Consider the following 19804-nt stretch of genomic DNA (forward strand, 5'->3'; position numbering starts at 1 on the left):
ATCACACTGATCTTATGCTATACCTGAAAAGAACCGATTCGGACGACCCTGACTTTGTATCCCTGGTCAGATTGCTGGATGCAGACCTGGCCGTGCGCGACGGTGAAGAACATGCCTTTTATGCACAGTACAACAAGATCGACAAGATAAAGCATGTGGTGCTGGCCTGCGAGGGCGAAAAGGCGCTGGGCTGCGGGGCGATAAAGCAATACGAACCGGGCACCATGGAGGTAAAGCGCATGTACGTGCTGCCTGAGGGAAGGCACAAAGGTATAGCAACCCAAATACTGGCTGAACTGGAGGTATGGGCGCGTGAGCTTTCCTTTGAAAGATGCATCCTGGAAACCGGCAAAAAGCAGCCCGAAGCGGTTGCGCTCTACCAAAAGAACGGTTACCAGCCCATACCTAACTATGGACAGTATGCCGGGGTGGAGAACAGTGTGTGCTTTGAGAAGGTGCTGAACTAGATCACTTTCTACGCCTCCGGTTTCTCCCGCTTATCAGTAAACGGATCTTCGTGTGAGGTCAACTTAACCGGCTCACCCCGGAAGCCGCTGTTCTCGTTGTGCTGGTCGTAGGGCACCTTGATGCCGTGGTAGTAGTCCTGTAACTGGTAGTCTTTGCGGAGGGGGTGACCTTCCCAGTCGGCGGCGCAGAGGATGCGGCGCATGTCGGGGTGGTCTTTGAAAAGGATGCCCACCAGGTCGAATATCTCACGCTCCTGCCAGTCGGCGGTGCGCCAGATGTGGCTCACAGTTGGCACGACAGGTATAGGCTTCCCGGTAGTGTTGTTACGCGGTACAATCACTTTGAGCATCAGGTGGTGGTCGTACGGTATAGAGTAGAGGTTATACACCACTTCCATGGTGCCGGCTTCCGGACCATTGTCTATACCTGTCACGCTGGAGAGAAAGTCGAAATAGGTCGCTTCGTTGTCGTGCAGTTCGAGGCATACCTCCGCCAGGCGCTCCGTCTGAAGGACCAGGTAGGGTTGCAGGTTGTCAGTGTTCTCCGAAACGATTACCTCCGGACCGAACTGTGACGCTATAAAATCCTTTATCTCCCCGAAGGTCATGTTAAATTAGTGATGGAGTGGATGAGTGATTTCTTTAATGTGTAATGACGAATGAATAATGACTGACTGCGACTTCAAACTACCGGGTTTTGCTCCCTGCCGGACTCGGATGTTGTCGGGCCCTCACTGAATTTTTCATTTGCTGCTTCTGGTGCCTCTTCAGTTGTCTTAGATTCCGCATTATTCATTACTAACTCTTCATTTGTCATTCCTTTTCCCATTCTTTTCGCCATGATCTGCTGCACGGCTCTTGGTTCGCGGATGGTTTCCTGGCGGATAATCTCCTGCAGGCGCAAAAAGCCGCCGATCAGTGCCTCCGGCCTGGGCGGACAGCCAGGCACGTACACATCCACTGGTATGATGCGGTCCACGCCCTTCACCACATGGTAGCCATGCTCCCAGTAGGGGCCGCCGCAGTTGGAGCAGCTGCCCATCGAGATCACGTAGCGTGGCTCTGGCATCTGTTCGTAGAGGCGGCGCACGCGGTCAGCCATTTTAAAGGTCACGGTACCGGCCACGATCATCACATCCGACTGACGAGGCGAGGCACGGGGTATAATGCCGAAGCGGTCAAGGTCGTAGCCGGAGGCGTAGGCTCCCATCATCTCGATGGCGCAGCAGGCCAAACCAAAACCCATCGGGAACAGCGAGGTGAGTCGCGCCCAGTTGAGCAGGTCGTCCAGTTTGGTGATGATCACACCGCCTTCTCCCGTCTTGTCCTGTGGAATGTTCAATGGATATTGATTAATGAGTATTGAATAATGATTAATGCCGGAGGTTCCTAAAATCGACTCCTGTCTATACCTTCCGTTATCCTCTTTTGTCCTTTGTCACAACGTCTTTTGTCAAGAACTACTTTCTCACTTCGTACTTCCGCTCATTCACCTGCTGGTATAATTCCTTAGGTATACGGGAGCGGCTTTGCGGCACCACAGGTTTGGGTCTGATCCAGTCGAGGTGGCCTTTTACCCAGGCATACGCCAGGCCGAGCGCCAGCACACCAATAAAGATGAACATCTCGATCAGGGCGAACCAGCCCCATACGCCGTCAGTGGCTTCGATCAGGTCGCGGCGGCCGAACACCGTTGCCCACGGAAACAGGAAGGCGAGCTCCACATCAAAAATGATGAAGATGAGCGCCACCACGTAAAAGCGCGGGTTGAACTGCACCCACGAGTTACCGATCGGCTCCTCGCCCGACTCGTAGGTGGTCAGCTTCTCAGGGTTGGGTCGGCTGGGGCGGATGAGCCGGGCGGTAAACAGACCGATCACCACGAAGATGGCTCCCCCGATCAGGAAGAGCAGGATGGTTCCGAAGTCTGAAAGGTAAGTTTCCTCCATAGCGCCGCAGCAGTTTTACACAAATTTACGATAAAATAACTTCTTGGCATCATACCTGTGCACTGTCCCGCTCGAGGCAGGGCACGCGTTAAGTTGAACAAGGAAGAATCAAATGGGTCCGTTGAAAGTGGGTGACCACCTCGTCGGCCGACGCACAAACCGACGCAGGCTGGCTTATACCTGAACACAATGCACGGCCGTTATACAAACAACCTTTCCCGGTCTATACCTGTACGAGATAATCCACACTAAACGAAACCGAAAATGCTCACCGGACGCGTCAACGCACCAGAGATCAACACCCCGCACGGCTGGCTCAACACCGACCGGAACTGGTCTATCAAAGACTTCAGAGGCAAGATCGTATTGCTGGACTTCTGGACGCTGGGCTGCATCAACTGTCAGCACATTGTGCCGGACCTGAACCGGCTCGAGGAGGAGTTTGCCGATGTGCTGGTCGTGATTGGCATACACTCCGCCAAGTTCGATGCCGAGAAGCAGATCGAAACCATCCGGCAGGCCATTCAGAAATTCGGGATAGCGCATCCTGTGGTGAACGATGCCGACTTTGCCATCTGGAACCAGTACGGCGTGCGGGCCTGGCCAACGACCGTGCTCATCGACCCGAACGGAAAAGTGGTGGGGCAACATGCCGGCGAGAATGTGTACAACACCGTGCGGCCCTACATCCAGCGCATGAAAGAGGAGTTTAAGGACGCGCTCAACCAGACGCCTATATCTGTGCAGCCGGAGAAGCCAGAGGCCGATGTCCTGTCCTTCCCCTCCAAGCTGATCAGCGACCCCGAAGGCAACCTATACCTGTCTGACAGCGGGCACAACCGCATCCTGAAGCTGAGCCAGCAGGGGCAGGTGCTGGAGGTGATCGGCAGTGGCGAGCGGGGCTTTAACAATGGCGGTTATGCTGATACTACCTTTAACGAACCACACGGACTGGCCCTGCTCGGCGATGTGCTGTATGTGGCCGATGCCAAGAACAACGCCATCCGCAAAGTAGACCTGCAGCACCGGATGGTCAGTACAGCGGCCGGCACCGGCGAACTGGAGTACTACTTCCACGACGACAAGCGCAGCGAACCCGTGAACCCCAACAGTCCCTGGGACCTGCTAATACACGGCAAAAGTATGTTCATCGCCAACGCCGGCAACCACCAGATCCTGCGCATGGATCTGGAGACCGAGCAGGTATACCGTTTTGCCGGAAGCGGTCGCGAAGCCCTCACCGACGGCCTGCTGGACGAAGCCGCCTTCAACCAGCCCAGCGGACTCTCCCTCCGGGGCGAAGTGCTCTACGTAGCCGACGCCGAAGCCAGCGCCATCCGTACCGTCAACCTCAAAACAGGCATGGTGCTCACCCCACTCGGCCGCGGCCTCTTCGACTTTGGCGACGTGGACGGCCACGTGGACGACGCCCTGCTGCAGCACTGCGTCGGGCTGGAGGTAATTGACAGCGACGTGTACATCGCCGATACCTACAACGGCAAGATCAAAGTGCTCGACATGGAGCGCCACCGCGTGCGCACCCTCACGGCTGGCCTGCACGAACCCAACGACCTGCTATACCTGAACGGCCGCCTCTGCGTCACCAGCACCAACAGCCACCAGCTCTTCCGGATCGACCTGCATACAGGAGAGAAGGAAGAAGTGAAAGCGAGGGAGTCTGGGAGTTGAAGAATTTGGGAGTTTAGGAGTTAAAATGTAGCGGCGTTATACAGTAACGTCGTTCATGTGTTGTGGCGTTTCACCGTCCCACCTTCGTCCTCGCTCGCGTCCCGCGAGTGTGAGCCATCAGGCGGACTCTGGCCGCTTTTCCAAATGCTCTTTCGGATATCTATTGCTCTTTCGGACATCCGTGTCCGAAAGCCACCTGTTGGGGATGTCCACATCCCCGTATTCCGATCTTGTTTACAGGTATAGGGGACACGGATGTCCCCGGCAGAAATACTTTCGGACACGGATGTCCGAAAGAGCGCCAAAACCTACACACGGGGATTAGGAAATTCCTTACTGTTTGCTTCGGGATTGATAAATCCCGAAGAGCCTTTTAGAAGATTCTAATGTAGCGATGTTACACTGTAACGTCGTTTCCTGTTTGGGAGCATTTGTAGAGACAGGTCGCGACCTGTCCGAATCGTGCATGAATAGCATCGTGCATGAACAGCTATACCTTTACCGGCACTTTCGCCTCGATCAGGTTGTTGCGCATTCTTTGGAAGAAGCGGAGTGTGACCTGGAAAATCGGGCTCATGATGAAGGTATAGAAGAAGGTGGCGATAAAGATCGGGCCGCCCAGCAGATAACCTATACCCAGGATCGCGCACTCCACCACCATGCGGGTGCGGCTCACAGAGGTGTTCAATCGCTCCGACAAAGCCAGCATAAACCCATCGCGGGGCCCAGCGCCCACTCCGCCCGCCACGTACAATCCGCCGGCTATACCTCCTATAATAACAGAAGCAGCCAGGTTCAGGTAGTCGAGCGAGGTGTTGGTGGCCGACGGCAGGAAGTCAAGCCAGAGGAACAGATCCATGAAGGGGCCGATGAGCAGCGCATTGAGGAAAGTGCCCACGTTGATGTATTTGCGGTTAACGAACCAGGAAATGACGACGAAGAGCAAGCCCACCAGCACGCTCCAGGTTCCGATCGTAAAGCCCATGTGTTGAAACAGGGCCACGTTCAGCACCTCCCAGGGGTGCAGGCCCAGGTACTTCACCTTCACGGCAATGGCGTTGGCAAAGCCGAATAAGAGTAATCCAAGAAAGAAGAAACTATAACTAACTATTTTTTCGCGCATGGTAGGGCAGTCCGGTTTACTGAGGGACTGAAGAGGAAGAACAAAATTCGGCGCAAGAAAGTTAAATTTGGCCGCATTAGGAAAAAGGTCAGAACGGCCGAGAGATTATTCCACAGGCCCGATTGCGATTATTCACAAGAAAGTCTTATATTCATCCACTGTTAGCTTCTGTTTCCCCTGGTATGGCAAAGCGGGTGGTGTTGTATTTCTTTGTAAAAGAATAATTTAAATAAAATCTTGCGGTATATGAAAACAGTTGTTTTACGCTTTAGCCTGGCTATGCTGGCCATCTGCCTTTTCAGTGCAAACGCAGTGGCGCAGTTTACGCATACCAACGACATGGAGGCCCGTCCGGTGCACGAGTACAACACCATCACCATGACAGGCTCGCCATACGTGCACAAAGAATGGGCGAAAGGCTCCCTGACACTCAAAAACGGCACCGTGTACCAGGGCATCGACCTGATGTACGACCAGGTGAAGGACGCGATCATCTTCAAGACTAAGAACGGAGACGTGAAGGAGCTGCTGGAGCCGGTGCAGGAGTTTAAGATAGGGTATGTCGAGAACAACAAACCGGTAGAGCGCACCTTCCGCTCAGGGTATACCGGCGATGGGGTGCAGCCTAATGCCTTTTTGGAAGTGCTGGCCGACGGGCAGGTGGTGCTCCTGAAGCGTACCTCCAAAAAGATATTTGACCGCAAGCACTACAGCTCGGCCACCATCGACAGAGAGGTGCAGGCAAGCGAGGACTACTACATCGCCAAGGGCGACCAGGCGGTGAAAGTGAAAAAATCGAAGAGCTCCCTGCTGGCTGCCATACCGGATAAAAAAGACTACCTCGAGACCTACATCAAGTCCAATGCGCTGAACCTGCGTGAAGACAGCGACTTGGCCAAACTCGTGGCCTACTACAACTCGCTGTAGGGTATAGCAAAGTTTAGAGACAGTATTTTAAGCAGCTGCCTGGTTAACAGGTAGCTGCTTTTTTACGTTCAGGGCTTGCTGCAAATGCCGCTCCTGGTGCAGTGCCACAAACTCCAGCGTCTCCCCGATGCGCAGCTTCAGCAGCTTGAAGAACTCAACAGGTATAGCCTTCTTGTTCAGGTTGGCGCCCTTAGCTTTGTCGAGAAGTTGCAGCAGCTCGGTCTGATGGTCCAGGAACTCCTCCAGCGTCTGGCGGCCCAGCTGGCTGTTGTTGGGGTTCATGTGCTTTACGGTTTTGCTCTTTTTGCCATTCTCCGGCCGCACCATGTCCAGCGATTTTTTACCAAGCCAGGTATAGCTGATGGTTTGATCGGTGTTGCCACCAGCGTTAGCGGCGATAGCCTTTGCCAAAACCGGGTTGTAGTAGCGGCTGTAGCGGTTGAGGTGCTCCAGGCACTCGAGAATGCTCCAACTGTCGGGGGCGGGTTTGGAATTGAGGAGGGAAAGCTCGAGCGGCACAAAAGCGGCTATAGCGGTGTGCTTCTGGTTTTCGACGGTGCGGGAGATTTGGTCTAAGGTGTTCATAGCGTTCATCGTTTTATGTTGTACGCACCAAAGGTATAGCAGGGCCTGACTCCAATCCTTGACGGGCATCAAGATTTACGAAGCGCTTACCTGATCCGGCTCAGCGTTTCGGGCGACATGCGCAGGTAGGAGGCGATGTACTTTTTGGGGATGTGCTGAAACAGATGCGGGCTCCGCTGCATGACGCGCTGCAGCCGCTGCTCCGGTTCGGGAAGCAGCAGGTCCACTTCCCGCTCTATCTTGCCGACCAGCGCCTTCTCGAGCTGCTCGTACCAGAAACGCCGGATGTTTGGCCGCTGCTCTATCAGCTGCATCAGATCGGCTTTGCTTATACCTAGCAGCTCACTTTTTTTGAGGGCCTGTATGTAGTAGTCGGAGGGTTTGCCATCCACAAAGGATGGGAACGACACCAGCAAGGTATGCGGGTAGCCGAAGCCCACACAGATCTCCTCTTCAGGCAGTGGGTAGTAAATGCGCAGCGCCCCACTCGTCACCAGGTATAGCCCCTGCTCCACCTGCCCCTGCCGTATCAGAAAATCATACCTGTTCAGCTGCACCTTCTTCTTCCACAGCGGCAGGAAAGCAGCTATGTCATCGGGGGTGAGGTATGGGATTTGGTTGAGGAGGGAGAGGGGCATGGGGGGCTATGCTTTACGAATCTCCTTTAGTATTTGTGGGATCTCACTATAATCACTAACCCATATAGTCTTTACTCCGAATGAAGACATGTCATTTTCTTCGAATGATTCAATAGTCTTAACCAGTGTTTTAGCAGTTTCATCTAAACTAAGATTTGCTTTCGTTTTTTCATCCAGTAAATCTGAGTTTTGATTAAGCAAAATATTTAGCGTACTCTTAATGTTAGCTTCTTTATACTTTGTTTTAAAGATATAGTGATACCTCTCGCTGTCACCTTTTTGCTGATTTGCTATATCAAGAAGTCTCCTTGTATTAGGATCAGTTAATGATGTTCCCACAAATAGGCAGTTATAATCCCTAAACTTGTTAATTTGAACGATATTGTTCCAGCTGTATATATCAACATACTGTTTGTGGTAAACATATTCACCAAAGGTAATTTGGTTAAGTCCATTTAACTTCTCTTTCTGTGGGAGATAGCCATGTACATGATAGATGGGCAGAGAACTGTTTTCCGCATTGATACCTACGCCATATATAGACTTATATGGAATATCGATTGTCAACTTATCTAATCGTTGCTCTAAAATGTTATCAAAGTTATAAGTTATAATACTGTTAAGGTTAGGACTCTTACCCGGAGAAGCACATAACTTTACAATCTCGTCCATTAATGGAGATTTTGCGCTAATGCTAAACCCATCATAAAGAATTTTTCTAACTTCTTCTTCAAAAGACTTGTTTTGGTTTTCATAATACTTTTGGAGGTATCGCCCAGCAATTAATGATGATGGTGTGAAGATTTTGGAGAATAACCGACTTAATACATTAGAAACCTCTTTATCCTTATCTAATGTCTTCATCATTAATTTCTGTAGTAAAGTTTCCCAATTTGGTAAACCGAAACTCATAGAAATGCCAGCTCCTAATACAAGTACAAGGTTCTCTTTCCGATAAGCTTCATGAATAGAATCTAAAAGGCTTCCCTGATTCGCTCTAGAAAACCGTTTTTCTAGGGTATCGCTAAAGTGCTCTAAACCTAAATTAAACTTGGGATTAGCCAAACTAGCAATAACTGCAGGATCAATCTGAGGATAGAAACTTAGATTCGAATTCGATAATAGTTCACCAATGCTTTTTAAAATAGAATCATCTATCTTATAAAGATTATGAAGATAATTTTTATGGTCGTTGTTCGTGTCTGCCATCTATGTTATTTGATCTCCGAGTTCTGAGTGGAGGGTAATATGAAAATCTAGATCTGTTTATATAGGATAAAGTTAATGTATAATTATACACCATCCAATACCCTACCTCCTCTGCTCAAACCGATCAAACTCTTTCAGCCCTTCCTTCTCCTCTACTTCCACTTTCTCAACCTGCGCACGGTCGGGGCCTTTTTGCGCCCATTCTTCCAGTTGTTTCAGCGCTTCGGGTTTACCTTCGGCTTCCAGGTATACGGTGCCGTTGGGCTCGTTCTGCACGAAACCGTACAGGCCTAGTTCCAATGCTTTGCCTTGGGTGCTAGCTCTGAAAAATACGCCTTGCACCCGGCCATGTATGCGCATGGCCACTCGTTTTTTGTCTTTGTTTTCCATCAGGTATAGGTATAGCTCGTCTACTCAAAAACGGACGCGGCAGGTATAAGTTAAGGTAAACAGAAGCGCCAGCCGAAACAGAACGTTTAACCCCGAAAGCCGTGTTATCAAATGGAGCGGGAGTTTAGCTGATTCCTGAAATTTAGATTAACTTTAACACGTCCCTGCGCCAAGGCTGCAGGGCAGGTATACCCCATACGATATGTCATTACTATTCAACGATTTTAAGAGCTGGGAAAAGCATTGCGCTGAAACCGGCGAACCACTATACCAGCCCGTGCTGGAGTACGAAATAGAGCAGAAGGGCCGCACCGAGGAGTTTATCTGGGAGAACATCGCCAAGGCCTACGAGGTGATGAAGGACGCCGTGCAGACGGGCCTCACCGAAGACATGACCTCCCGCTCCGGTATGGTGAACAACAGCGCCAAGAAAGTGGCCAACTCACCGGTAACGGTGCTGTCGCCGGAGTTTCAGATGCTGGTGTCGCGTGCGCTGGGTGCCAAGGAGGTGAACTCCTGCATGGGCCGCGTAGTGGCTGCTCCCACAGCCGGTGCTTCCGGTATACTGCCCGGCACGCTCACGACGCTGCAGGAACTGCACGGACTCGATGACCGCAAGATTCACGAAGCGCTGTTGGTAGCGGCAGGTATAGCGCTCATCATTGAACAGAACGCCTCACTCGCTGGAGCCGTGGGCGGTTGCCAGGCCGAAACGGGCAGCGCAGCGGCTATGGCGGCTGGTGGCATCGTGTACTGCCTGGGCGGCAACGTGGACCAGGTGTTCACGGCGGTGGCCATTACGATCCAGTGTATGCTCGGGCTGGTATGCGACCCGGTGGCGGGCTTGGTAGAAGTGCCTTGCATTGTGCGCAATGCCAGTGCGGCCGCTATCGCCTATTCTTCTTCGCAGCTGGCCATTGCCGGTGTCAACGCCGTTATCCCTGTCGACCAGTGTGTGGCGGCCCTCGGCGAAGTAGGCGAGAGCATGGAGCGCAAGTACAAAGAAACAGCCCTCGGCGGACTGGCCAATACTCCAAGAGCTCGCGAAATAGAGAAATTCGTGCTGGTGCAGGACGTGGAGATCCTTCCGGATGAAGACGAGAACAGCTGATTTAAGTTAGAAAGGTAGAAAAGTATAATTTAGAAAGTTTTCTGGCTAATAGGTATGGAAAGGCCGTGACTGGAGAAGTCGCTGCCTTTCTTTTTCTACCTATACCTATACCTATACCTAATGCCGCGTCTCCCTATATCCTGTCCACGATTCCTATACCTGTGAACTCTTTGACCTGCGCTCTTATCGGATAATTATGTCGAAAGTCTCTGTGTCTATATTCTCCTCCTAAAATCGCGTAAGACAGTGCGTAAATCGGTTGAACTTAGACAGCTACAGTTGCTGTTGCCGATTGAGAGCCGGTGTTCGTCACATTTTAGGGGCGGTTCGTCACATTTTAAAGGATAAAAGTATTAAAGCCAGTAAGTTAGGCGTTGTTATTGCATGCTGTCTTTGCATCAGTTTTAACCTGTACAGGGAATATACATGAAGAAATTTTTTTGGTGGTGCGCCGGTGCCGACGACACTATTCTTGAGAAATGCTCTAAGTCGGAGCATATAAAGTATGCCGGTGTCGGTGCGACCGTTCTGTTTACAGGCGTGCTGGCCAGCTTATCGGGCGGGTATGCCCTTTACACGGTGTTCGATTCCGTACCGATGGCCGTGGGCTTTGGTTTGCTGTGGGGTGCTGTTATCTTCAACCTCGACCGCTTTATTGTATCCACCATTCGCAAAGAAGGCAGGTTCTGGAAAGAGCTGCTAATGGTAACGCCGCGTATCCTGCTGGCGCTGGTGCTGGCCGTGGTTATTTCCAAGCCGCTGGAGCTGAAGATATTCGACAAAGAGATACAAGCCGTCCTGAAAGAAAAGCAGGCCGAGCTCGCCATTCAGCACAAAACATTGGTGAACAAGCAGTTTGCCGAGGTGGACTCTGTCAAGTCAGAGATTGCAGGTATACGGGCCGAAATAGAAGCCAAAACACAGGAGCGCAACAAGCTCTACGAACAGGTGGCAGCTGAAGCAGACGGAACAGGCGGTACCGGCAAAATAGGCCGAGGCCCCATCTACGAAGAGAAAAAGCGCCAGTACGACAAGGTAGACGAAGAACTCAAACTGCTGCAGGCGAGTGCCGCCGACCGGATTCTGGTAAAAGAGCAGCGCATCGCCGACCTGATGAAGCAGTACGACAGCACCGTGGCCGAAGGGCAGGAAAGTTTCTCGAACTACGACGGCCTGATGGCCCGGATCGATGCCCTGAACCAGTTGCCGTGGCTACCGGTGTTCTTTATTACGCTGCTGTTCATCTGTCTGGAAACAGCTCCGATCTTCACCAAACTGATCACGAGCAAAGGTCCTTACGACGACATCCTGAAAGGACTGGAGCATGAGCGCACGACGCAGGAAATGCACCGGGTGCAGGAGCGCCAGAAACAGTACGATACCCGCCAGGCGGTAGCCGAAGCCAAATTTGCCGCCCGCCAGGAGTTCGAGATCGAAGCCAAGCGCGAAGAAGAGCGCCTGAAGTCAGATGCCCACCTCGACGTAGTGCGTGAATCAGCAGCTGTGTGGCGCGAGCGCAAACTGGCTGACATCAGCCGCAGTCCCAATACCGCTGCCGATATTTTGAATGATGGGGAGGAGAGCAGTTATTATAAGTGGTAAGTTTATTCGGACGAAGTAACACTTTAAAATTTTAGTACTTCGTTCTACGCATAATTCTTGTTTTCAGAAGTGCCTGCAAGGTATAGAAATCTTGCAGGCACTTTTTTGTGTACGTTTTAGGTATGGCAGCATAGCAATGATGGCGATGGCGCGAGCGTCCACGCTCGTGTCTACTATGATGGGGCCTCTGGCCCAGGTATAGGTATAGCAAGTGTGCTATTGCATAGCTGGCTTTTCGCCTGTGCGGCGGGCACTCACTTTTTTCCTTGATGAAAAAAGTAAGCAAAAAAATCAAGACGCTCCAAACTCGCTGAACGCTCGAACAGTGGAGCGCCATTTCGTGCACCGGGCAAAGGCTATACCTTCGTAGTAGGCGTGCAAGTTATCCTTGCTATACCTGCCAGCAATCATTTCTGTCATGTAAATAGCGTAAGACTGAGCTAGGCATTCCTGTATACTTGAGACTGTCTAGCCAGTAATCAGACCTAATTATTAGCTTTTTGTACTGCGTTTGGGCCATACTTTTTCCAGAAGTTAGTATCTTGTTGCGTACTAACTTACTGGCGCATGACCGTTTCAAAAATGGCGCAAAACCTCATCGGCTCCGAGATCATCAAGCTCGCCGGTGAAGTCAACGCAATGATTGCCAAAGGCGAGCAAATCTGCAACCTTACCATCGGCGACTTCGACCCCAAAATATTTCCTATACCTGGCGAACTGCGGGCTGGCATTGCCGAAGCCTATGCCGAGGGGCATACCAATTATCCACCCGCCAACGGCGTGGCCGTGCTGCGCAAAGCCGTAGCCGATTTCACCCGCGACCGGCTCGGCCTGACCTACCCTGAAAACGACATCCTGGTAGCAGGTGGCTCCCGTCCGCTTATCTACGCCACCTACCTGGCCCTGGTAGACCCGGGCGACAAAGTGGTTTTCCCGACGCCATCGTGGAACAACAACCACTACTGCCACCTCTCCAGCGCGACGCCCGTGATGGTGGAGACCAGCCCCAAAAACAACTTCATGCCGACTGCAGCTGATGTGGCTTCCCAATTGAAAGGTGCAACGCTACTGGCTTTGTGTTCGCCGCTCAACCCGACGGGCACCATGTTCTCCAAAAAAGACCTCGAGGACATCTGCGACCTGGTGATAGCCGAAAACAAAAGCCGCGGAGCAGGCGAGAAGCCACTCTACATTCTGTATGACCAGATTTACTGGATGTTGACCTTTGGCGAACACCAGCACTACGACCCGGTAAACCTGCGCCCCGAACTGCGCGACTACACCATTTACATCGACGGCACTTCCAAATGCTTCGCCGCCACGGGTGTGCGGGTTGGCTATGCTTTCGGTCCAACCGTGGTGATCGACAAAATGAAAGCCATACTGGGCCACGTAGGTGCCTGGGCACCGAAAGCAGAGCAAGTGGCAACCGCCCGGTTCCTGCACCAGACCGATGCCGTGGATGTGTTCCTGGATGAGTTCAAGCACAACGTGCGCGAGAGCCTGGACATGCTCTACCACGCTTTCAAAGATCTGAAAAACGAAGGGTATAGCGTGGACGCCATCGAGCCGATGGGTGCCATATACCTCTCCGCCAAACTCGACCTGGCCGGCAAAACCACGCCATCAGGTCAGGTGCTGCAAACCAGTAAAGACATCAGCTTTTACATACTTGAAGAGGCCAAGCTGGCCGTGGTGCCTTTCTCTGCCTTCGGTTCATCTCCCGAGCTGGGCTGGTTCCGCCTGTCGGTAGGAGGCGCTTCGCTGGAAAGCATCAAAGACTCGCTGGGCAGGTTGAGAGAAGCACTGCAGAAGTTGAAGTAAGGTATAGCTGAATACGATAGTAGCATAACATAAAACCCAGGTATAGCAAAGCCGCTTTGGACCAGTCCGGAGCGGCTTTGCTATACCTACTCAATCCCCACCGAAATCTGCCGCGAGATACTCTCCTCCAGTGAGATGAACGTTTCGGTGCGGTGCACGCCCGCTATACCTTGCATTTTCTCGTTGAGCACTTCGCGCAGGTGTTGCGTGTCGCGGCAGATGATCTTGACGAACATACTGTATTCGCCGGTAGTATAGTGCAGCTCGACAATCTCCGGTATAAGGCGCATCTTCTCCACCACTTCCTTGTAGGCTGAGCCCTTCTCCAGAAACACCCCGATAAAGGCGCAGATATCGTAGCCGATGGCCGCAGGATTGATCAGCAGTTGAGCTCCCTGCACAATGCCCATCTCCGTCATTTTCTTGAGGCGCACGTGGATCGTGCCGCCCGAAACGCCTAGTTCTTTGGCAATGTCGGTATAGGCGCGGTTCACATTCTGCATCAACAGGTGCAGAATCTGGCGGTCGAGTTTATCAATTTGTGAATCCATTCCCGATTTGTATCCTGTGTTTTAAAAATTAAGCAACAATAGGTGTCTTGTGTTGATCATATTTCAACAAAAGTAATTAAATGTTAAATAACTTTCAATATATACTGCTGATAATTAAGTTTGTAATACATCAATTCGTTAAAATATAAGATAGAATGGAATTGCAGACACTCACAGAACCGACGGCACTGGAAGCTACCATGAAGCACCTGAGCCGCCCGTCCCTGCCCAAAGTACTGAAGGTACAGCAGGGTATTATCCGTGCCACGCACGACTTTATGTTCAAAAAAGGCCTGACGCAACTGATGCCGCTCATGCTTTCGCCCATCACCGACCCGCTCAACCACGGCGTGGTAGATGCCTCGATCGGATACGCCGACCAGCACTGGAGCCTCACCAAGTCCATGATTTTCCACAAGCAACTGGCTTTGGTAAACCCCGAACTGGACAGCCTCTACATCGTGTCGCCCAACGTGCGCCTGGAGTTCTCCGACCGTGCCGAGACAGGCCGCCATTTGTTCGAGTTCACCCAGGTAGACTTCGAGTTTCGTGGCAAGGATCGATTTTTTGTGATGGAGTTTATGGAGGAACTGGTCAACTATATCTTCGCCAGCCTCAACAAAGAGATACCAGAACTTTTGATAGAGTTGCGGGGTGAGCTGCTGCCACAGTACGAAAAGTGGCCGGTATACCGCACCGAAAAGCTGGAAGCCGCCCTTGGCCCGGACTATGAAGCGATTAAATCAGAGGAGGCGACAGAGCCGTTCTGGCTGCTCAACCACAAGCGCGAGTTCTACGACAAAGAGGACCCAAGCCGCCGCGGCACTTACCTGAACTACGACGTGATCTGGCCGGAGGGATTTGGCGAAGGTCTATCTGGTGCCGAGCGTGAGCACGAGTACAAGCAGATCCTGAAGCGGATGGAAGAAGTGGGAACCAACAAAGAGACGTTCAGGCACTATCTGCAGGTTGCAAAAGCGGGCTTGTTGCCTAAAACTGCCGGTGCCGGTTTCGGTGTGGAGCGTCTGACGCGCTTTATCTGCCGCCTGAAAGACGTGAATGAAGCCACGGTGTTCTCCCGTAAGCCATGTACTCCCGCTATTTTCTAAAGGTATAAGGTATGGACGACGGTAATAATTGCCTGGGAGACCAGGCGGAGAAGAAGACATAAAAGGCCTGCAATTTGATTTTGCAGGCCTTTTATGTTTTAGAAGTATCCTGGAACAGCTTTGCTGAAGCAGCGGAGTTTGCAGGTATAGCAACCTAACTTGTTTCATTGCTTCGCCTGTGCGGCGGGCACTTACTTTTTTCCTTGATGAAAAAAGTAAGCAAAAAAATCAAGACGCTCCAAACTTGCTGAACGCTCGAACAGTGGAGCGTCGAAAAGTGCACCGGGCTCAAGTAATCTGCTTCATAGCCCCCGTGCAAGTTAGTCTTGTTATACTTGCCAGCGGTGTGTGCCACAACCCTTATACTTCGAAATGGCAGAAACAGACTCCCCTCCTTGGACAAGGAGGGGCAGGGGTGGTTGGACCCGGTATAGCGAAAGAACTACTATATCTACGAAGCCTATACCCTGATATGGTTAAAGGCAGAAAATCCCCCTCCTGTTTTGGGGGTAGGGGCCCTCGAAAAAAGGAGGGGCTAGGGGAGGTGATTCCCCGCCTGGGGGTTGGGGCCCTCTTTGAGGAGAGGGACAGGTGTGTTATAGCAACTGCCTGTCCTCCCTTCTACCAAGATTCTTTCAGGATGACAGAAAGAATAAGGTATAGCAGAGTCCCCCTTCGAAGGGGGTAGGGGGATGACAATCGTGCGCGAGAATCCTGAAAAAGCATGGCAGTAGAGGTCCTCTTAAATCCTAGAAATCCTGATTCAGACTACTTCCCCTCCCGCTCCTTCCAAAGCTGGTTAAATGACTTCGGCGCTACCTGCAATGGTTCTCTGCGTTTGCTCCAGGTATCTTTCAGCACTTGCTTCAGCACAAAGTTCTTCACTCCGGCAGGTGCCATGTTCAACAGCTTGCGGCTCTTCATGGCTTTTAACCACAGCTTGAAGGTAGTGCGCTCGCTCTTTTCGGTATAGCCCTGCTCCACACTCTGGCGGCGGTTGAGCAACAGCAGGTTATGGATGTTGATCTTCACTGGGCAAACTGAGGTGCAGGCGCCACAAAGCGAACTGGCAAAGCTCAGGTGCTTGTTTTCGGCCATTCCGTTGTAATGCGGCGTGATCACCGAACCGATCGGGCCGCTGTAAGTGCTCTCGTAGGTATGACCGCCGATGTTCTTGTATACCGGGCACACGTTGAGGCAGGCACCGCATCGGATGCAGTTGAGTGCCTCCCGCTTCTCTGGCAAAGCCAGCAAGTCTGTGCGTCCGTTGTCGAGTAGCACGACATACATTTCCTCCGGACCGTCCTTCTCGTTTGCCTGGCGCGGACCCGTGAAGATGGTATTGTAGATCGTCACTTGCTGGCCGGTGCCGCTGGTGCTGAGCAGTGGCCAGAACAGGTCCAGGTCCATCACGGAAGGCAGGATCTTCTCGATACCTACAATGGCAATGTGCGTTTTTGGGAAAGCGGTGGACAAGCGGCCGTTGCCTTCGTTTTCGGTAATGGCTACGCCTCCGATATCAGCCAGCAGGAAGTTGCCGCCGGTTATACCTACTTCGGCCTCGGTATACTTGGCGCGAAGCAAACGGCGGGCGGTAGCCACCAGTTCTTCGGCGCTGTCGGTTGGGGCAATGTTGAGTTTCTTGACAAAGAGGTCAGCGATATCTTTCTTGGACATGTGCATGGCCGGCGTCACGATGTGATAGGGCCGCTGCTCGGCCAACTGCACAATGTACTCGCCCAGGTCCGTCTCCACGGTTTCGATGCCGTTCTTCTCCAGGAAATTGTTCAAATGGATCTCCTCCGTCGTCATCGATTTGGACTTCACTACCGAACGGGCACGCTTGCGCTTCATGATCTGTCCGATTTCCTTCAATGCCTCCTCGGCGTTGCGGGCCCAGATCACTTTGCCACCGCGGGCCGTGAAGTTCGACTCAAATTCCATCAGGTACTTGTCTAAGTTGTTGATGGCGTTCGTTTTTATAAAAGAAGCCCTTTCGCGGGCAAGTTCGTGATCACTGTATTGGGTAAGGCCACGCTGCACAGCGGCATTGTACTTACCGATGTTGAACTTGATGGTGGAGCGGTGGCCCAGGTCAAATGATTTCGTTTCGGCATCCTGCAGAAACTGTTTAAGTCTACTCATAAGTTAAACCCTATGGTCTTTCCCGAAAATGGCTGGTCTCAGGAAGTGCTGTAAAAAGAAAAACACCCTTAAAGTTAGGGTGTTTTCCTCAAAGCTAATAAAAGCGGATTGTTTTTATGTTAAACGGCCGCGGGTGCGGGTTTAGTGTATTACTTTTTATTGCTGTCCACTACGATGCGGTTATCGCGGTTGGCCAGTTCCCAGGTCACGTGGAACGCCAGACGCGCAGCCTTCTCAGCTTTTTCGAAAAGGATCTTGTCTACTGTGTCGGTTGCTTTGTGGTAGTCAGCGTGCACACCGTTGAAGTAGAACACGATTGGAATACCGTTTTTGGCGAAGTTGTAGTGGTCAGAGCGGTAGTAGAAACGGTTCGGGTCGTTCTCGTCATTGAACTTGTAGTCGAGGCGCAGCCCTACGTGCTTCTGGTTCATCTCCTCGTTGATCTGGTGCAGCTCAGAAGAAAGCTTGTCAGCACCGATCACGTAGATGTAGTTCTGGTCGTTGGTCTTCTCCGCGTCGAAGTCCATGCGGCCGATCATGTCAATGTTGATGTTGGCTACCGTGTTCTCCAGCGGGAAAATCGGGTTATTGGCGTAGTATTCAGAACCCAACAGGCCTTTTTCCTCGGCTGTCACGAGCATGAATAGGATGCTGCGGCGTGGGCCGAAGCCGTCTTTCTTGGCCTGCGCAAAAGCCTCGGCCAGTTCTACAACAGCCACTGTGCCAGAACCGTCGTCGTTGGCACCGTTGAAAATTTCGCCGTCCTCTATACCTACGTGGTCGTAATGTGCGGTTACCACAATCACTTCGTCTTTCTTGTCAGTGCCCTCGATGTAACCCAACACGTTTTCAGACGGAAGCGCCGTGCTGTTACGCTCGGTCTTCACTTTTACGTCTTTCACGGCAGTGAACGTACCTGCAGTTGGTTTGCCCGCTTTGGCTACCTGGTTGGCGTAAGCCAGCATTTTCTCAGGCGTAGTACCCAGCAAAGCGGCGCCTACCTGTGGCGACACCATCATGGCGGCCGTTGCGCCACCCTGGGCGCCGTTACCTTTCAAACCGATGGACGGACGCGTCAGGAAATTGCGGTAGCGCTGTGTCATCGTCGTAAACTCACCGGCGTTAGTGCCAGTTACTACCAGCACGCTCTTGGCTCCGCGCTTGGTCGCGGCATTGCGCTTGGTGCGGAAATCGTTGCCCCAGTCAGAAGCCTTGTCAGTACCGCTCACCAGGAACTTGCCGTCGGCGCTTTTCGGCTCACCGCCCAGCACCACAACCATTTTGCCGGTCACGTCAAGGTTAGCATAGTCAGAGTAGTTGTCCGCGTCGATGCCGTAGCCTGCAAAAACTACTTCAGCAGTTTGCTCGGTCTGGTATGGCGAAGCGCCCAGCACGAAGAAGTCCTGCCCCATCATGAACTTCTGTTTGCCGACCATCAGGTAGCCTTCGCCCCACTGGCTGCGCTCCAGGTTAACTGGCTGGTAGTAAGGGTTGCTGTTGGTTTTCACTGGACCCACCAAGCCGTCTTCCTTGAATTCGCGGGAGATGTACTCGGCCGCCATCTGCAGACCTTTGGAGCCTGTGTCGCGACCTTCGTACTCGTCTGAAGCGATAATGTGGAGGTGCTTGGACAGGTCGGCGGCAGTGATAGTAGCCGCATACTTTGGAGCCGCTTCGCGGAGGCGATCGGCGTCTGCAACCGGGGCTTCAGCAGTGGTGCTGGTTGTGGTGGTAGGCGTCGTGGCGCAACCCGTGGTCAGGAAGGCAGCCAGCGCATACACATAAAACTTGTTATACTTCATGTTTGTGTAAGGTGAAGAAAAGGGTTAGTGATTGTTATTGTTTATAGATGAGTACAGTGGCAAAAGCGGCCACGCCTTCTTTTTTGCCCACAAAGCCCAGGTGCTCGGTGGTGGTGGCCTTGATGGAAATGTCGTGCTCCGGTATACCCATCACTTTGGCCAGGCAGGCCTTCATATCAGGTATATGCGGGTTCACTTTCGGCTCCTGCAGACAGATAGTCGAGTCGATGTTGCCGATTTCGTAGCCTTCGCGGGAGAGCAGGTGCACCACTTCCTTGAGCAGGATCTTGCTGTCGATGCCCTTGTATTGCGGGTCTTTGTCGGAGAAGTGGAAGCCGATGTCGCGCATGTTGGCGGCACCCAGCAGGGCGTCGCAGATGACGTGGGTCAGCACATCGGCGTCGGAATGGCCCAGTGCCCCGTGCGTGTGCGGAATCTTGATGCCACCGAGCCAGAAGTCCAGCCCTTCCTGCAGTTGGTGCACATCGTAGCCGAAGCCCGTTCGTATTTTAAATTTCATAGTGCGTGTTGAAGGTATAGCGCCTGCCTTGTACGGCAGGTATAAAAAGTAAATATAGTTTCTTTTACGCTTTTGTCATGAATGGGCAGGCGCATTTTTCAAGGGTATAGACTGAAAGCAGAGAGAAAGGTTTAAAAAGCAAGCGCCAGCCACCGGTTAGGGT

Annotated in this window: 20 protein-coding genes; 7 read left to right on the forward strand and 13 right to left on the reverse strand. The window is 52.2% G+C overall.

Annotation, left to right across the window (positions count from 1 at the left end; all coding sequences use genetic code 11):
* The first annotated feature begins 14 nt into the window (after positions 1-14).
* Positions 15-467 carry a GNAT family N-acetyltransferase gene (locus IEV97_RS07955; protein ID WP_188500958.1) on the forward strand — a complete coding sequence of 151 codons (453 nt, stop codon included), beginning with the start codon at positions 15-17 and terminating at the stop codon, positions 465-467.
* A gap of 8 nt (positions 468-475) precedes the next feature.
* On the opposite strand, the gene IEV97_RS07960 is transcribed toward IEV97_RS07955, so the two are convergent.
* The 3 genes from IEV97_RS07960 to IEV97_RS07970 form a co-directional block, all read right to left on the reverse strand.
* A complete protein-coding gene (locus tag IEV97_RS07960) occupies positions 476-1075 on the reverse strand; it encodes an NADH-quinone oxidoreductase subunit C (RefSeq protein WP_188500959.1) in 600 nt (199 codons plus the stop codon).
* 74 nt (positions 1076-1149) lie between these two features.
* Entirely contained in the window at positions 1150-1809 is a 660-nt protein-coding gene (gene nuoB, locus IEV97_RS07965; protein WP_229733847.1) for an NADH-quinone oxidoreductase subunit NuoB, read from the reverse strand.
* Between the two features lie 118 nt (positions 1810-1927).
* Positions 1928-2416 carry an NADH-quinone oxidoreductase subunit A gene (locus tag IEV97_RS07970; RefSeq protein WP_188500960.1) on the reverse strand — a complete coding sequence of 163 codons (489 nt, stop codon included), beginning with the start codon at positions 2414-2416 and terminating at the stop codon, positions 1928-1930.
* Positions 2417-2680: 264 nt separating this feature from the next.
* Here IEV97_RS07970 and IEV97_RS07975 point away from each other — a divergent pair, with 264 nt between their 5' ends.
* The gene (locus tag IEV97_RS07975; protein ID WP_188500961.1) at positions 2681-4105 is read left to right on the forward strand and encodes a thioredoxin-like domain-containing protein; all 1425 of its coding nucleotides are present in this window, start codon (positions 2681-2683) and stop codon (positions 4103-4105) included.
* A gap of 490 nt (positions 4106-4595) precedes the next feature.
* Here the strand turns inward: IEV97_RS07975 and IEV97_RS07980 are convergent, their stop codons facing one another.
* On the reverse strand, positions 4596-5228 hold the full coding sequence (locus IEV97_RS07980) for a YczE/YyaS/YitT family protein (RefSeq protein ID WP_188500962.1): 633 nt from the start codon (positions 5226-5228) through the stop codon (positions 4596-4598).
* Between the two features lie 246 nt (positions 5229-5474).
* Between IEV97_RS07980 and IEV97_RS07985 the strand changes: the two genes are divergently transcribed.
* Positions 5475-6155, forward strand: coding sequence for a hypothetical protein (locus IEV97_RS07985; RefSeq protein ID WP_188500963.1), 681 nt, complete (start codon positions 5475-5477; stop codon positions 6153-6155).
* Between the two features lie 27 nt (positions 6156-6182).
* On the opposite strand, the gene IEV97_RS07990 is transcribed toward IEV97_RS07985, so the two are convergent.
* The 4 genes from IEV97_RS07990 to IEV97_RS08005 form a co-directional block, all read right to left on the reverse strand.
* Positions 6183-6740, reverse strand: coding sequence for a DinB family protein (locus tag IEV97_RS07990; RefSeq protein WP_229733848.1), 558 nt, complete (start codon positions 6738-6740; stop codon positions 6183-6185).
* Between the two features lie 86 nt (positions 6741-6826).
* Positions 6827-7378 (reverse strand): Crp/Fnr family transcriptional regulator, encoded by a 552-nt coding sequence (locus tag IEV97_RS07995; protein ID WP_188500965.1) that lies wholly within the window; start codon positions 7376-7378, stop codon positions 6827-6829.
* 6 nt (positions 7379-7384) lie between these two features.
* Positions 7385-8587: an SIR2 family protein gene (locus tag IEV97_RS08000; RefSeq protein ID WP_188500966.1), complete on the reverse strand. Its 1203-nt coding sequence runs from the start codon at positions 8585-8587 to the stop codon at positions 7385-7387.
* A gap of 102 nt (positions 8588-8689) precedes the next feature.
* Positions 8690-8977 (reverse strand): acylphosphatase, encoded by a 288-nt coding sequence (locus IEV97_RS08005; RefSeq protein WP_188500967.1) that lies wholly within the window; start codon positions 8975-8977, stop codon positions 8690-8692.
* Positions 8978-9179: 202 nt separating this feature from the next.
* Between IEV97_RS08005 and sdaAA the strand changes: the two genes are divergently transcribed.
* Together sdaAA and IEV97_RS08015 are read left to right on the forward strand one after the other, a co-directional pair.
* On the forward strand, positions 9180-10088 hold the full coding sequence (gene sdaAA / locus IEV97_RS08010; protein ID WP_188500968.1) for an L-serine ammonia-lyase, iron-sulfur-dependent, subunit alpha: 909 nt from the start codon (positions 9180-9182) through the stop codon (positions 10086-10088).
* Positions 10089-10514: 426 nt separating this feature from the next.
* A complete protein-coding gene (locus IEV97_RS08015; RefSeq protein ID WP_188500969.1) occupies positions 10515-11690 on the forward strand; it encodes a DUF4407 domain-containing protein in 1176 nt (391 codons plus the stop codon).
* A gap of 291 nt (positions 11691-11981) precedes the next feature.
* On the opposite strand, the gene IEV97_RS20130 is transcribed toward IEV97_RS08015, so the two are convergent.
* Complete coding sequence (locus tag IEV97_RS20130) at positions 11982-12110, reverse strand: hypothetical protein (protein ID WP_262890284.1); 129 nt, start codon at positions 12108-12110, stop codon at positions 11982-11984.
* Between the two features lie 147 nt (positions 12111-12257).
* On the opposite strand from IEV97_RS20130, the gene IEV97_RS08020 reads away from it, so the two are divergent.
* Complete coding sequence (locus IEV97_RS08020; RefSeq protein ID WP_188500970.1) at positions 12258-13514, forward strand: pyridoxal phosphate-dependent aminotransferase; 1257 nt, start codon at positions 12258-12260, stop codon at positions 13512-13514.
* 86 nt (positions 13515-13600) lie between these two features.
* On the opposite strand, the gene IEV97_RS08025 is transcribed toward IEV97_RS08020, so the two are convergent.
* Positions 13601-14065: an Lrp/AsnC ligand binding domain-containing protein gene (locus IEV97_RS08025; RefSeq protein WP_188500971.1), complete on the reverse strand. Its 465-nt coding sequence runs from the start codon at positions 14063-14065 to the stop codon at positions 13601-13603.
* A 155-nt stretch (positions 14066-14220) separates the two neighbouring features.
* Here IEV97_RS08025 and IEV97_RS08030 point away from each other — a divergent pair, with 155 nt between their 5' ends.
* Positions 14221-15174, forward strand: coding sequence for an asparagine synthetase A (locus tag IEV97_RS08030; RefSeq protein ID WP_188500972.1), 954 nt, complete (start codon positions 14221-14223; stop codon positions 15172-15174).
* 768 nt (positions 15175-15942) lie between these two features.
* On the opposite strand, the gene IEV97_RS08035 is transcribed toward IEV97_RS08030, so the two are convergent.
* The 3 genes from IEV97_RS08035 to ispF form a co-directional block, all read right to left on the reverse strand.
* Positions 15943-17319, reverse strand: coding sequence for a LutB/LldF family L-lactate oxidation iron-sulfur protein (locus tag IEV97_RS08035; protein WP_188500973.1), 1377 nt, complete (start codon positions 17317-17319; stop codon positions 15943-15945).
* A gap of 149 nt (positions 17320-17468) precedes the next feature.
* Positions 17469-19121 carry a M28 family peptidase gene (locus IEV97_RS08040; RefSeq protein ID WP_188500974.1) on the reverse strand — a complete coding sequence of 551 codons (1653 nt, stop codon included), beginning with the start codon at positions 19119-19121 and terminating at the stop codon, positions 17469-17471.
* Between the two features lie 34 nt (positions 19122-19155).
* Positions 19156-19641 (reverse strand): 2-C-methyl-D-erythritol 2,4-cyclodiphosphate synthase, encoded by a 486-nt coding sequence (gene ispF / locus IEV97_RS08045; RefSeq protein ID WP_188500975.1) that lies wholly within the window; start codon positions 19639-19641, stop codon positions 19156-19158.
* Positions 19642-19804 lie beyond the last annotated feature (163 nt).

This window comes from Pontibacter amylolyticus, from assembly GCF_014638845.1.
GTDB lineage: Bacteria > Bacteroidota > Bacteroidia > Cytophagales > Hymenobacteraceae > Pontibacter > Pontibacter amylolyticus.